Below are 13,309 nucleotides of genomic sequence, written 5' to 3'. Positions count from 1 at the left end.
GGGACGCAAATGACCGATGAGTCGTTCAGGACGCGGTCGGAAACACCCGCTGCGACATGACCGGGGCGAACCAGAGTCGCGCCATGTCCATCGCGTCGGTCCGTCTGGAGTCTGTCGGCAGGAGCCCGTGGTCGACACTGCCGGGCGACCAGTGGTCGTGCAGGTCTTCTGCGGCGAAAATGAACGGCAGCCAGTCGGTCATCTCCTCTGCCCGGCTGAATCCGCCTGCGATCGCCCACTCGACGTCGTCTGTGCTGTAGGTGAAGAAGTGGTCGCCGTAGCTGGGGCTGACACCGTCACCGATCAACGCGGTCAGCACGAACCATTCGGTTGCCTCGAGCACTTCGGGGGTGGCCAGGTGCTGGGCCAGGGCGTAGTGGCTGTCGATGGAGGCGACGGCGAGGTTTTCGTCGTAGTAGACCTCGGAGTGGCTGATCTCGGGGCCTGTTCCCACGCGGGCGTGGTCGGGCATGCCGAGAACGAAGTACGCGCTGCGGGGTGTCACTGCGGATCCCATGGACGCATTGTGCACCCGAAGCGGCCTGCGCGTCGGTGGGCCGCGCGGGTCGTCGGGAAGGGACCGCCGAAACGATACGATGACGCCATGTCATCTGTGCAGATCAATGGAGATCAGGGCGGCCACACGCGGAGCGCGACGGTGCCGCCGGGAACGCTCGTCTTCACCGCCGGAGCCGCCCCGATCGACGCCGACGGGCAGACCGTGCACCCGGGTGACGTCAGCAAACAGGCCGCGCAGTGCATGGTCAACCTGTCCGCGGCCGTCGAGGAGGCCGGAGCATCGCTCGACGATGTCGTGAAGGTGACGGTGTTCGTCGCAGAGAACCTCCAGGCGGATCTGAGTGTCGCGTGGGATGTGGTGACCGAGGCGTTCGGTGACCACAAACCGGCAGGCTCGCTGCTCGGTGTGACGGTGCTGGCCTACGACGATCAGCTCGTGGAAATCGAGGCCGTGGCGGTCGTTCCGGCCTGATGAGCCGCCCGGCGATCAGTAACGAACAGCGCCGAGCGAGACTGCTGCGGCGCCATGGCCTGGTCCCCGAGGCCCACGCCGAGACGGTCGAGGGTGTCGCCGATGCGGTCGTCGGTTTGCACGCCACCACCGCGTCGACGGTGTACCTGTCGACCTGGGCGCGGATGGCGTCGTTCGACGTCCCCGATCTCGATCGCGCCCTCTACGTCGACCGCACACTGGTTAAACAACTCGCGATGCGGCGCACGCTCTTCGTCTTCGGCAGGCCGGCCCTGGCCGACGCCGTCAGCGCGGTGGGCACCCGGGTGGCCGCGAGCGAACGGACCAACATGCTGCGTGATCTGCGGCGCAGTGACGACTTCGCCGACCCGGAGGGCTGGATCGAAACTGCGCGCGAGGCGGTCGCAGGGGCGCTGACCGGAGGCAGGACCGCATCGTCGACCGAGCTGCGCAAACAGTTACCCGCGCTCGAGGGCGCGATCCGGCACGGTGAGGGCAAGTCCTGGTCGGGCATCTCGCACATGGGTCCACGCGTCCTCAGCCACATGTGTGCGGGCGGGACGATCGTGCGCGGACCCAACGACGGGAATTGGCTCCGGTCCCGGCCCCGGTGGTCGTCGATGACCGATTGGCTCGGTGAGCCGCTACGGATCGACGATCCCGAAACCGGTCACCGGAACCTGATACGGCGGTATCTGCAGCGGTTCGGCCCCGCCACCGAGACAGACGTGGTGTGGTGGCTCGGTTCTACGAAAACCGCTGTGCGCAAGGCTCTCTCGCAGCTCGACGCGGTCGAGGTGGATCTCGAGGGCGGTCTCGTCGGATACGTGCTGCCCGATGATCTCGATCCGGTCGACGCGGTGGAACCTGCGCCCTTGGTGCTACCGGAGCTCGATCCGACGCTGATGGGCTGGAAGCAGCGCGACTGGTATCTGGGTCCACACGCGGCGCATCTGTTCGATTCGAACGGCAACGGTGGGCAGACGGTGTGGTGGGACGGCCGCATCGTCGGTGGCTGGTATCAGCGGGCCGACGGTTCCATCGGGACGCACCTGTTGGAGAAGATGAACCGGGCGGCCGCCAAGGCCGTGCAGGGCAGGTCGGATCAGTTGGCGCAGTGGTTGGGGGATCATCGGCCGAAGCCGGGGTACCCGGCGCCGTTCCTCAAGGAATACCCCTGAGCAAGCAGTTCACAGGAACTTCGCAGCTTGTCGGCAGGATGTGGGTATGAAGGTCGGGCAAGGTGGGTGTCATGAGTGATCAGGGTGCCCGCGTGCTGGTTGTCGACGATGAACCGAACATCCGTGAGTTGCTGTCGGTGTCGCTGAAGTTCCAGGGCTTCGAGATCCAAACCGCTGCTGACGGGCCCGCAGCGATCGATCGCGCGCGAACCTTCCGGCCCGACGCCCTCATTCTCGACGTGATGATGCCCGGTATGGACGGCTTCGGGCTGCTGCGCAGGTTGCGAGCGGACGGGGTCGAGGCGCCGGCGCTGTTCCTCACCGCCCGAGACTCGCTGGAAGACAAGGTGACCGGCCTGACCATCGGCGGCGATGATTACGTCACCAAGCCGTTCAGTCTGGAAGAGGTGGTCGCACGATTGCGGGTGTTGTTGCGGCGCGGCGGTTTCGGTGACAGGCCGGAGCAGAACCCGCGGATCACGTTCGCCGACATCGAGCTCGACGACGACACACACGAGGTCTGGAAGGACGGTGAACTGGTGTCGCTGTCTCCGACCGAGTTCACTCTGCTGCGCTACTTCATGATCAACGCAGGCACGGTGCTGTCCAAGCCCCGAATCCTCGACCACGTCTGGAACTACGACTTCGGCGGCGAGGTCAACGTGGTCGAGTCATATGTTTCCTACCTGCGACGCAAGGTCGACACCGGCGACAAACGCCTCATCCACACCCTGCGCGGTGTCGGATACGTGATGCGCGAGCCCCGGTGACCCAGCCCGCGGCACCGGCCCCCGAATCGCCGCGTCGTGGCGTGCCGCTACGGGTGTCGCTGGTGGCGCTGACGCTGGTGCTGGTGATGCTGGGGCTGCTGGTCTCCGGCGTCGCGGTCACCTCGGCGATGAAGAACAATCTCATGGACCGCACCGACAGGTCGCTGCGGGAGGCGTCGCAGAGCTTTGCCAGGCCCAAAGAGCTGCCCCAGGGCGACATGGGCCCGCCCGGGGCCTCGAACGGCAGGCCACCGTCGCCATTCTTCGTGCAGATCCAACGCGCGGACGGAACGGTCATGACGATCAACGACGTGAGTGGCGCGCCCGACCTCGAAGGCATCAGCGGATCGGGGAGTGACCCGGTGACCGTCGACTCGGTCGGTGGTGGCGATCCCCGATGGCGGGTCATCACGAGCACCTCGTCGTTCGGCACGTCGGTGGTCGCCATCAAACTCACCGACGTCGATGACACGGTCACCCGCCTGATCTGGCTGCAGGTCGGGATCGGCGCCGGGGTGATCCTGTTGATCGGAGCTCTGGGATATCTGTTGGTGCGCACCAGTTTGCGGCCACTACAGCGGGTCGAGAACACCGCTCGAAAGATCGCGGAAGGAGATCTCGACCAGAGAGTCCCACCCGCGGCCGCCAATACCGAGGTCGGCCATCTCGCGGCGTCACTCAACACGATGCTGCACCAGATCCAAGGGGCGTTCGCCGCCAACGCCGCGTCGGAAGAGCAGGCCCGGCGCTCCGAGGACAACATGCGTCGCTTCGTCGCCGACGCCAGTCACGAACTCCGGACGCCTCTGACGTCGATCAAGGGGTTCTCGGAGCTCTACCGCCAAGGAGCGATGACCGACGCGAACCAGGTGATGTCGCGAATCGAAACCGAAGCCGGACGGATGGGACTCCTCGTCGAGGACCTCTTGATGCTCGCCCGCCTCGACGCCCATCGGCCCCTTGAACGTGCACCCGTCGATCTGCTCGTGCTCGCGTCAGAAGTGGTGCACGGGGCCACGGCAGCAGAGCCCGACCGGACCATGACGATCGACGTCGTCGACGGCCCGGGAATCCCCGAAGTGATGGGCGACGCCGGCCGGCTCACGCAGGTGCTGAGCAACCTGATCGGCAACGCCATCCGGCACACCCCCGACGACGCCACCATCACGGTCCGGATCGGTACAGACGACACGGACGCGCTGATGTCGGTGACCGACACCGGCCCGGGGCTCAGTGAACAGGACAAGGCCCGGGTGTTCGAACGGTTCTACCGCGCAGACGCCTCGCGGCAGCGCACCGAGAGTTCGGCGGGGAGTGGACTCGGCTTGTCGATCGTCGCGGCACTCGTCGCGGCCCACGGCGGAACGGTCGGTGTCGACTCGGAACCGGGTCAGGGTGCGACCTTCTGGGTGCGGCTACCGCGGGACCCCGGACCGCAGGACGCAATCAGTCGCTGACGTGCTGCCCGTGACCCTGCTCGCGTAGCCTCGCGCGAATCTTGTCGGCGACAGCGTCGAGAGCAGCCGGATCGGGATCCTTGTCCGCGGTCGCGAGGTCGAAGGTCTCGATCTGCCACGCCGGGAACACATGGACATGCAGGTGGGGAACTTCCAGCCCGGCGATCAGCAAACCGATCCGCGGGGCGTCGAACGCACTTCTCACAGCCTGGCCGACCGTCTGCGCGACCGTGTTGATCTTCCCGAACAACGCCGGTTCGATGCTCTCCCAATGATCGACCTCCTGACGCGGCACCACGAGCAGGTGCCCATCGGTGACGGGGTTGATCGTCAGGAACGAGACGACATCGTCGTCTTTCCACACAAACCGGCCGGGGATGTCTCCGTTGATGATCATTGAGAAAACAGATGCCATGGAGGTCACTGTATCGGTGATGACTGGCTCGCCTCGGCGGTCAGGGTTGGGTTTTGAGGTGGCTGGGTCAGATGCTCGGGTGACAGCCCTGTGGCCGGGTTTTGCAGTTCGGGTCACCAGCTGTGTCTTTGGCTCGCTTCGCTCGCGGGCCGGGGGCCCCCAGCGCGTGCTCTTCCTACGTCGACTCAGTCGCTGCGCTCCCTCGCTCCTCCGTCCAGAGCACGCGGGGCCGCCGGCGGGCGGGTCGAGTTCGCCCTGCTCACCAACCACGCTGAGCTGGCCGGTCACAGGTAACTGACAGCCGAGGCCGAGTTCTGTGGCAGGTTCCGGTCCGAAGGTGAGTGCCATGACAGCAGACACTCTCGATGACGCCCCGGCCATCATCATCGACGACACCCCCACCGCGCCGGTGCTCGACATCGTCGTCCCGGTATTCAACGAAGAAGTCGACCTCGCGCGGTGCGTGCGTCAACTCGCCGATTTCCTCGACACCTCGATGCCCTATTCGGCGCGGGTCACCATCGCCGACAACGCCAGTACCGACTCCACGCTGCAGCTCGCCTGCAATCTCGCGGCGTCCATCGGGGAGGGTGCCCGGGTCCGGGTTGCGCACCTCGATGCCAAAGGACGGGGCCGGGCACTCAAGGCCACCTGGCAGCACAGCGACGCCCAGGTGGTCGCCTATATGGATGTCGACCTGTCGACCGACCTGAACGCTTTGCTGCCGCTCGTGGCGCCACTGGTGTCCGGACACTCCGATCTCGCCATCGGGACCCGACTGACGCGATCATCGCGGGTGGTGCGCGGCCCCAAGCGCGAATTCATCTCCCGCAGTTACAACTTGATGCTGCGCACCGCGATGGGAGCGAGTTTTTCCGACGCCCAATGCGGTTTCAAGGCGATACGCGCCGACGTCGCACGAGGTTTGTTGCCGATGGTGGGCGACACCGGCTGGTTCTTCGACACCGAGATGCTCGTCATCGCGCAGCGGGCCGGCCTACGGATCGCGGAGATCCCCGTGGACTGGACCGATGATCCGGCCAGCAAGGTCGACATCGTCAAGACCGCCACCGAAGACATCAAGGGGTGCTGGCGGGTCGGCCGGGCTCTGGCAAGCGGGCGACTGCCCGTGGCAGATCTGCGAAACAGTCTTGGCCGCGGTGACACCGGGCCGCAGGTCACCGGTGTTCCGCGGGGCCTGGCGGGGCAGCTCGTCCGTTTCTGCATTGTCGGGGTCGCCTCGACGATCGCTTACGCGGTTCTGTACCTGGCGTTGCACTCCGTTGCCGGGGCGCAGGCCGCCAATTTTCTGGCCCTGTTGATCACCGCCGTGTTCAACACCGCGGCCAACCGGGCGTTCACGTTCCGGGTCCGCGGTCGCGACGATGTCGCGAAACACCAGTTGCAGGGCTTTGTGATCTTCGTCTTCGGATGGGCACTGACCGCAGGGCTGCTGTTGTTGTTGCACATGTGGGCCCCCGACGCCTCCAAGCACATCGAACTCCTGGTGCTGGTGGTGGCGAACTTGGTGGCCACGGTGTTGCGCTTCGTTGGCTTCCGCTGGGTGTTCCGCACCGCGCGACGCAACCCTACGGAGATGGTCGCATGAGTCTCCTCGTCGAGGGCGCCCCGGCGAATCCGGCACCCGGACAACCGGTCACCGCTCCACAGCCCGACGTTCGGCCGCGATGGGAGCTGCCGTCCTTTGCCGCGCTCATTCTGGCCACCGGCGTGTTGTATCTGTGGAACCTGAGTGCGAACGGCTGGGCGAACTCGTTCTATTCCGCAGCGATCCAGGCGGGTTCTCAGTCGTGGGAGGCGTGGTTCTTCGGATCCTCCGACGCCGCGAACTCCATCACCGTGGACAAACCGCCGATGTCGCTGTGGATACCGGGTATCGCGGTCCGCATCTTCGGCCTGAACTCGTGGTCGATCATCGTGCCGCAGGCGCTGATGGGTATCGCGTCGGTGGCGCTGCTCTACTGGATCGTCCGCAAGCGTTTCGGGCCGGCGGCCGGCCTCATCTCCGGTGCTGCCCTTGCGCTGACCCCGGTGGCGGCGCTGATGTTCCGCTTCAACAACCCTGACGCACTACTGGTCCTGCTGATGATCGCGTCGGTCTGGGCAACTCTGAAGGCCGTCGACGACGGCCGTATCCGGTGGATGATCCTGACCGGCGTGTTCGTCGGATTCGGTTTCCTCACCAAACAAATGCAGGTGTTTCTCGTCATCCCGCCGCTGGCGCTGACCTACCTCGCGTTCGGGCAGAGGACCCCGATGAGGCGGCTCGGACACCTGTTCGCCGCCCTCGGCGCGATGATCGTCTCGGCCGGTTGGTGGGTACTGGCAGTCGAGTTGTGGCCGAAGGATTCGCGCCCGTACATCGGTGGTTCGCAGAACAACTCGATTCTCGAATTGACGCTCGGATACAACGGGTTCGGACGGCTGAGCGGCAACGAGACGGGCAGCGTGACGCCCGGTGGTGGCGGCAATGCGATTGTCGAGCAACTCGGTGCCACGGGAGGCGTGGCCGGCGGATTCGCGGGCGGGCCCGGCGTGGCGGGAGGTGGACCTGGCGGTGGCGGCGGTATGTGGGGACAGACCGGCTGGACTCGGATGTTCGAGTCCGCACAAGGTGGTCAGATCGCCTGGTTGATCCCGGCTGCATTCATTCTCGGGATCGCGGCAATCGTGTTGTGTGGCAAAGCAGCGCGGACCGACAGTCGGCGGGCACTGCTCGTGGTGTGGGGTCTGTGGCTGGTCACGACGATGGCCGTGTTCAGCTTCATGGCGGGTATCTTCCACGCGTACTACACCGTCGCACTCGCCCCCGCGATCGCCGGTCTCGTGGGGGCAGGGGCGGTGATGTGTTGGCGGCACCGGGCCCTGGTGTGGGTGCGGATCGTACTGGCGGCAGCAGCGCCGGCCACAGGGGTCATGTCCTACGTCCTGCTCGAGCGTTCCGCGGACTTCCTCCCGTTGCTGCGGTATGTGGTGCTGATCGGCTCGGTCATCGTCGGTGTCGCACTGGTGTTCTCGAACGTGAACAAGGCTTCTGTACAGCGGGGAGCGCTGATCGCCGCACTTGTGGCTCTGGCACTCGGACTCGCAGGGCCGGCGGCGTACGCCATCGACACCGCGACGTCGAGTTCGTCCGGGTCCATCCCCAGCGCGGGTCCTGCCGGCGCCGGCGGATTCGGACCCGGAGGCGGCATGAGGATGGATGGCCGGGGAACGACACCTCCCGGGATGACCGGCCGGCAGGGAACTCCAGCCGGTATGACCGGGCAGCAGGGTGTGCCGAATCAGGCCGGTCCGCAGGCTAATCCAATGCAGAGGGAAACCGGCCGCGGCATGGGTGGCGGGGGACTGCTGGAGGGGTCGAAGCCCACCGATGAACTGGTGGCGATCCTGGACCAGAACGCCGATGACTTCACCTGGGTGGCCGCAGCCATCGGCTCCAACACCGCGTCGGGGTACCAGTTGGCCACCGAGCACTCGGTGATGCCGATCGGCGGCTTCAACGGCAGTGACCCCTCGCCGACCCTGGCGCAGTTTCAGCAGTACGTCGCCGACGGCGAGATCCACTACTTCATCGCCGGTGGCGGTGGGATGATGGGCGGCGGCACCGGCACGGCGTCGGAGATCACCGCGTGGGTCGAGGCGAACTTCACCAGCACCACGGTCGGTTCGGTGACGCTCTACGACCTCACAGACCCGGACTGAGTGTGCGGTCGGGTCCGTTCAGGATCGCATCTCGGACCGCGGAAGCCGTGTGCGGCAACCATAGTGCCTGAACCGGGGCGAGTGGTGGAGCGTCGAAATCCACGACCGCCACTCGCCCTGACAGTCCTGGGCCCGCCGGATCGGTGACGAATGCGCACCGCAGTGAACCGATCACCGCGGTCATCGGCGGAGTGCCCTGAATGGGGTTCACCACGAGCCTGGGCTCGAATCCTGATCTCCGGCAGAGGGATACGAGGAAGTCCGTGTAGTAGGAATGGTGCGGCGGGGACCACACGACGATTTCGAAATCAGCAAGGTCGGCGATGGACACCTCACTGCGGTCGGCCAGGGGATGATCGGCAGCCACTGCGATTCTGACCCGGTGATAGTCGATCACTGCGGCGGCCAGATCGGACGGCGTCTGGACCCCGCGTCGAACCCCGAGGTCGATGGTTCCGTCGAACAACTGGGTCCGCATGTCACCGGGGAACATCTGCCGGGCCGTGATGGACGCGCCCGGGTGTTCACTGTGGGTACGCGTGATGAGGTCGAACACCTCCTCCCCGGAGATCGCCGGTGAATGGCCGACGACGAAGGCGTGCTCTGAGCCGATGGCGGTGGCGCGGACCTGCTCGGCAAGCTGCTCGGCACCGGCGAGGAGCGGCCGCGCCCCTTGGTAGAGCTCGTCGCCGGCCGCGGTCAGGCGCATACGGCGCCCGGAACGATCGAACAAAGCAACGTCGAGATCGGTCTCCAGCTGCCTCATCGCCGTGGACAGGGCCTGTTGGGACACAAAAAGGGTTGCTGCCGCAGAAGCGAGACTCGAGGCCTCGGTGACGGCGACAAATTGCCGGAGGCGGCGCAGATCAAGTGGGGTCTCGGGAGGCACGCGGCCAGTGTTTCACAATTGTTGGTTGTGCATTGACCCGTTTTATCTGCTTTTCAGTTGTGCAAACCGCGCCTACCGTCGGGTCGTGACATCAACGAACACCAAGGAGCGGAACGTGAGCATTCTCGAAGGCAAGACAGCGGTCGTGGCGGCGGGTGCAAAAAATCTGGGTGGCCTGATCAGCGTGCAGTTGGCGGAACTGGGCGCCGACGTGGCCGTGCACTACAACAGTGACAGCTCCGAGTCGGATGCCGATCGCACCGTCGCCGCCGTCGAGGCGGCCGGCTCGAAAGCGTTCAAGATCCAGGGCGATCTGACCGTTCCGGCCAATGTGAAGACGCTGTTCGATGAGACTGTACGAGCATTCGGTGGGGTCGACATCGCGATCAACACGGTCGGGAAGGTGTTGCGCAAACCGATCGTGGACACCTCTGAGTCCGAGTACGACTCGATGTTCGACATCAATTCGAAGGCAGCATTCTTCTTCATCCGCGAGGCGGGCAAACAGCTGAACGACGGCGGCAAGATCGTCAGTATCGTCACATCGCTGCTGGCCGCCTACACCGACGGTTATGCGACCTACGCCGGCGGGAAGAGTCCTGTCGAGCACTTCACCAGGGCGGCGTCGAAGGAGTTTGCCGATCGCACGATATCTGTGAACAATATCGGACCGGGGCCGATGGACACTCCCTTCTTCTATCCTCAGGAGACGCCGGAGCGAGTGGAGTTCCACAAGTCGCAGGCGATGGGGGACCGCTTGACGAAGATCGAGGACATCGCTCCGATCGTCAAGTTCCTGGTGACCGACGGGAGTTGGATCACCGGCCAAACCATCTTCGCGAACGGCGGCTACACCACTCGGTGACCGATACCCCGGTTCGTCGAGCAACCACACCCGAAAGGCAGCAGCAAATGTCTGACGTCGTCCCCTCACCCGTACAGCGCCTGATCGACGCAACGAATGCCGGCGACACAGCCGCGTTTCTCGCCGTCTTCACCGAGGACGGCGCAGTCGACGACTGGGGCCGGACCTTCCGTGGCGTCGACGCGATCACAGGCTGGTCAGACGCCGAGTTCATCGGCAAACAGGTCACCCTCGACATCACCACCGCTGACGTGTCGGGACAGGTGACGACGATCGTCGCGCAGGTCGGCGGCAACGGGTTCAACGGCCCGAGCACGTTCGGCTTCACCACCGCGGGTGATCGCGTCTCGCTGATGACCATCACAGGATGAGCCAAACGGAAGTCAGCGGGGGGCGTATGGGTGGCGGCCTCGGTGTCAAACACCGGCTGACGCGCATGACCGGTCGCGATCCGCACGAGGACGGGCGCGCGGCGACGAATCTGGAACTCTTCTTCGACCTCACCTTCGTCGTCGCGTTCTCTTTCGCCGGAGTCGAGGTCGCGCACTTCATCGCCGAAGGGCATTTCAAGACCGCGGTCTTCGGATTCATCTTCTGCACATTCGCCGCGATCTGGGCGTGGATCAACTTTTCGTGGTTCGCCTCCGCCTTCGACACCGACGACTGGGTCTATCGCCTGACGACGATGGTGCAGATGGTGGGCGTACTGATCTTGGCCCTGGGTATCGCGCCACTGTTCGAATCGCTCGACCACCAGGGTGGTGTCGTCGACAACCGGGTGCTGGTCCTCGGGTATGTGGTGATGCGGCTGGCGATGGTCGTCCAGTGGGTCCGCGCCGCGTTGAGTGGAACCGACTATCGGCGCACCTGCCTGATCTACGCCGGCGGTATCACCATCGTGCAGATCGCCTGGGTCGCAGTCATTTTCCTCGACACCACGCTGTATCAAACGTTGATTGTCATCGGACTGCTCGTGCTGGCGGAGATGGCGGTTCCCCCGATTGCCGAGACGTTGGGCAGGGAGGGGACGACGCCCTGGCATGCGCACCACATCGCCGAACGCTACGGGCTCCTCGCCATCATCACCCTCGGCGAGGGCATCGTCGGCACGGCCGCGGCGCTGCAGGCGGTGGTGCACTCGCAGGGATGGACGGTGGAGACCGCAGTCCTCGGTCTGGCCGGCGTGGGCATCACCTTCGGAATGTGGTGGATCTACTTCATCGTGCCCTCCGGACAGGCATTGCACCTTCGCCGGGGCCGCGCGTTCACCTTCGGCTATTTCCACATCATCATCTTCATGGCGATCGCGATGATGGGTGCCGGACTACACGTCGCCGCCTTGTACCTCGAACACGAGGCGACGATCGGCGCGACCGCCGCGGTCGCGGCCGTGGTCATTCCGGTCGGTATCTATCTGGCCTGCATCTTCTTGTTGTACGGATTCCTGCTGGGCTTTCATCGGGTGCATGTGGCCGAGGTGATCGGGATGGCCGCGATCCTGGCGATCGCGATGGTGTGTGCCTCGGCCGGTGTCTCGGTGGTGATCTGCCTGCTCGTGGTGGCGCTGGCACCTGCTCTCGGTGTTGTCGTCGACGAGCTCGCCGGCGCTTCCCGTCGCGCGCAGGCGCTCGACGCGCTGGAGGCATCGGTTCGCGGCGGTGCAGCCGGGCGGTAGGGTCAGGCACGTGCGAGTACTCGTCATCGGATCGGGCGGCCGCGAACACGCCCTAGTTCTGGGCCTGCAGCGCGACCCGTCGGTCACCGACCTACATGTGGCGCCCGGTAATCCGGGCACCGCCGCGTTGGCCACCAACCACGACGTCGACATCGTCTCGTCCGACGCGGTGGTCGCTCTCGCGACGTCCGTCGCCGCCGATCTGGTGGTCATCGGACCCGAGGTGCCGCTGGTACTCGGTGTCGCCGATGCCCTGCGAGCCGCCGGATTCGCCACGTTCGGCCCCGGCGCCGAAGCGGCAAAGATCGAGGGATCCAAAGCTTTTGCCAAGGACGTGATGGCCGCTGCCGGTGTTCGCACCGCGCACAGCGAGATCGTCGACAATCCGGCCCGCCTCGACGCCGCGCTCGATCGCTTCGGGCCGACCTGGGTGGTCAAGGACGACGGCCTGGCCGCAGGCAAGGGAGTGGTGGTCACCGCAGACCGCGACGCCGCGCGCATCCACGCCGCCGACCTGCTCGAAAGTGGTCATCCGGTACTGCTCGAGTCGTTCCTCGACGGCCCGGAGGTCTCGCTGTTCTGTCTCGTCGACGGTGCGACAGTTGTTCCGCTCCTGCCGGCACAGGACCACAAACGCGTCGGAGACGGTGACGCCGGGCCGAACACCGGAGGCATGGGCGCCTACACCCCCCTGCCCTGGCTGCCCGAGGAGATGTCGCAGCGGATCGTCGACGAGGTCGTCGCCCCGGTCGCGGCAGAACTCGTGGCCCGCGGGACCCCGTTCTCGGGTCTGCTGTACGCGGGTCTGGCCATCGGTGCCGATGGTCCGGCTGTGGTCGAATTCAACTGCCGCTTCGGTGATCCCGAGACCCAAGCCGTACTCGCATTGCTGAAGTCGCCGCTCGGTGTGGCGCTCAACGCAACCGCGTCGGGTGCGCTCGACCAGCTGCCTCCCCTGGAATGGGAAGAGGGCGCAGCCGTGACCGTGGTGATCGCCGCGGAGAACTACCCCGGCAGGCCGCGCACCGGTGATGCCATCACCGGCTCCGACGCCGAAGGCGTGCTGCACGCAGGGACCGCCGTTGTCGACGGCGCTGTGGTCTCCAGCGGCGGTCGAGTGCTCAGCGTCGTCGGGATGGGAGCTGACCTCGCTGCCGCGCGGGCGCAGGCCTACGAACGTCTGTCCGGGGTTAAACTGCCCGGTTCGCATTTCCGCAGCGACATCGGGCTCGCGGCCCAAGAAGGCCGTATCAGCATCTGATCTGAGTCACTTCTCCACGCGCTCGGGCTGCCGCTGAAACCGGAGGAGATGACACCTCCTCCGATTGTGGCTACCTCCT

The 13,309-nt window shown here is 65.6% G+C and carries 13 protein-coding genes; 10 read left to right on the top strand and 3 right to left on the bottom strand.

Annotated elements, in window-relative coordinates; all coding sequences use genetic code 11:
* Positions 1-25 precede the first annotated feature (25 nt).
* A complete protein-coding gene (locus DFR67_RS19100; protein WP_146240481.1) occupies positions 26-517 on the bottom strand; it encodes a hypothetical protein in 492 nt (163 codons plus the stop codon).
* Between the two features lie 87 nt (positions 518-604).
* Here DFR67_RS19100 and DFR67_RS19095 point away from each other — a divergent pair, with 87 nt between their 5' ends.
* From DFR67_RS19095 to DFR67_RS19080, 4 genes are all read left to right on the top strand, one after another.
* Positions 605-991: a RidA family protein gene (locus tag DFR67_RS19095; RefSeq protein ID WP_110471185.1), complete on the top strand. Its 387-nt coding sequence runs from the start codon at positions 605-607 to the stop codon at positions 989-991.
* Entirely contained in the window at positions 991-2,172 is a 1,182-nt protein-coding gene (locus tag DFR67_RS19090; RefSeq protein WP_110471080.1) for a winged helix DNA-binding domain-containing protein, read from the top strand. Before DFR67_RS19095 ends, DFR67_RS19090 begins: the two co-directional genes overlap by 1 nt.
* Positions 2,173-2,243: 71 nt before the next feature.
* On the top strand, positions 2,244-2,942 hold the full coding sequence (locus tag DFR67_RS19085) for a response regulator transcription factor (RefSeq protein WP_110471183.1): 699 nt from the start codon (positions 2,244-2,246) through the stop codon (positions 2,940-2,942).
* Positions 2,939-4,399 carry a sensor histidine kinase gene (locus DFR67_RS19080; protein WP_425451305.1) on the top strand — a complete coding sequence of 487 codons (1,461 nt, stop codon included), beginning with the start codon at positions 2,939-2,941 and terminating at the stop codon, positions 4,397-4,399. The genes DFR67_RS19085 and DFR67_RS19080 overlap by 4 nt, the downstream gene beginning before the upstream one ends.
* On the opposite strand, the gene DFR67_RS19075 is transcribed toward DFR67_RS19080, so the two are convergent.
* On the bottom strand, positions 4,389-4,814 hold the full coding sequence (locus tag DFR67_RS19075) for an HIT family protein (RefSeq protein WP_110471079.1): 426 nt from the start codon (positions 4,812-4,814) through the stop codon (positions 4,389-4,391). The genes DFR67_RS19080 and DFR67_RS19075 overlap by 11 nt on opposite strands.
* Before the next feature lie 346 nt (positions 4,815-5,160).
* On the opposite strand from DFR67_RS19075, the gene DFR67_RS19070 reads away from it, so the two are divergent.
* Both DFR67_RS19070 and DFR67_RS19065 read left to right on the top strand, forming a co-directional pair.
* Entirely contained in the window at positions 5,161-6,423 is a 1,263-nt protein-coding gene (locus DFR67_RS19070) for a bifunctional glycosyltransferase family 2/GtrA family protein (RefSeq protein ID WP_110471182.1), read from the top strand.
* On the top strand, positions 6,420-8,540 hold the full coding sequence (locus tag DFR67_RS19065; protein WP_110471078.1) for an ArnT family glycosyltransferase: 2,121 nt from the start codon (positions 6,420-6,422) through the stop codon (positions 8,538-8,540). Before DFR67_RS19070 ends, DFR67_RS19065 begins: the two co-directional genes overlap by 4 nt.
* Here the strand turns inward: DFR67_RS19065 and DFR67_RS19060 are convergent.
* On the bottom strand, positions 8,524-9,429 hold the full coding sequence (locus DFR67_RS19060; protein WP_110471077.1) for a LysR family transcriptional regulator: 906 nt from the start codon (positions 9,427-9,429) through the stop codon (positions 8,524-8,526). The two genes, DFR67_RS19065 and DFR67_RS19060, sit on opposite strands and share 17 nt — an antisense overlap.
* A 115-nt stretch (positions 9,430-9,544) precedes the next feature.
* Here DFR67_RS19060 and DFR67_RS19055 point away from each other — a divergent pair, with 115 nt between their 5' ends.
* From DFR67_RS19055 to purD, 4 genes are read left to right on the top strand one after another with little or no spacing between them, the layout of a single operon-like run.
* Positions 9,545-10,294 carry an SDR family oxidoreductase gene (locus DFR67_RS19055; protein WP_110471076.1) on the top strand — a complete coding sequence of 250 codons (750 nt, stop codon included), beginning with the start codon at positions 9,545-9,547 and terminating at the stop codon, positions 10,292-10,294.
* A 47-nt stretch (positions 10,295-10,341) separates the two neighbouring features.
* A complete protein-coding gene (locus tag DFR67_RS19050; protein WP_110471075.1) occupies positions 10,342-10,665 on the top strand; it encodes a nuclear transport factor 2 family protein in 324 nt (107 codons plus the stop codon).
* A complete protein-coding gene (locus tag DFR67_RS19045) occupies positions 10,662-11,969 on the top strand; it encodes a low temperature requirement protein A (protein ID WP_245938042.1) in 1,308 nt (435 codons plus the stop codon). The genes DFR67_RS19050 and DFR67_RS19045 overlap by 4 nt, the downstream gene beginning before the upstream one ends.
* Positions 11,970-11,979: 10 nt before the next feature.
* A complete protein-coding gene (gene purD / locus DFR67_RS19040; protein WP_110471180.1) occupies positions 11,980-13,230 on the top strand; it encodes a phosphoribosylamine--glycine ligase in 1,251 nt (416 codons plus the stop codon).
* The last annotated feature ends 79 nt before the right edge of the window (positions 13,231-13,309 follow it).

The sequence above is a fragment of the Williamsia limnetica genome, assembly GCF_003217475.1.
Taxonomy (GTDB): Bacteria; Actinomycetota; Actinomycetes; order Mycobacteriales; family Mycobacteriaceae; genus Williamsia; species Williamsia limnetica.
This window is presented reverse-complemented; position numbering and strand designations above follow the sequence as displayed.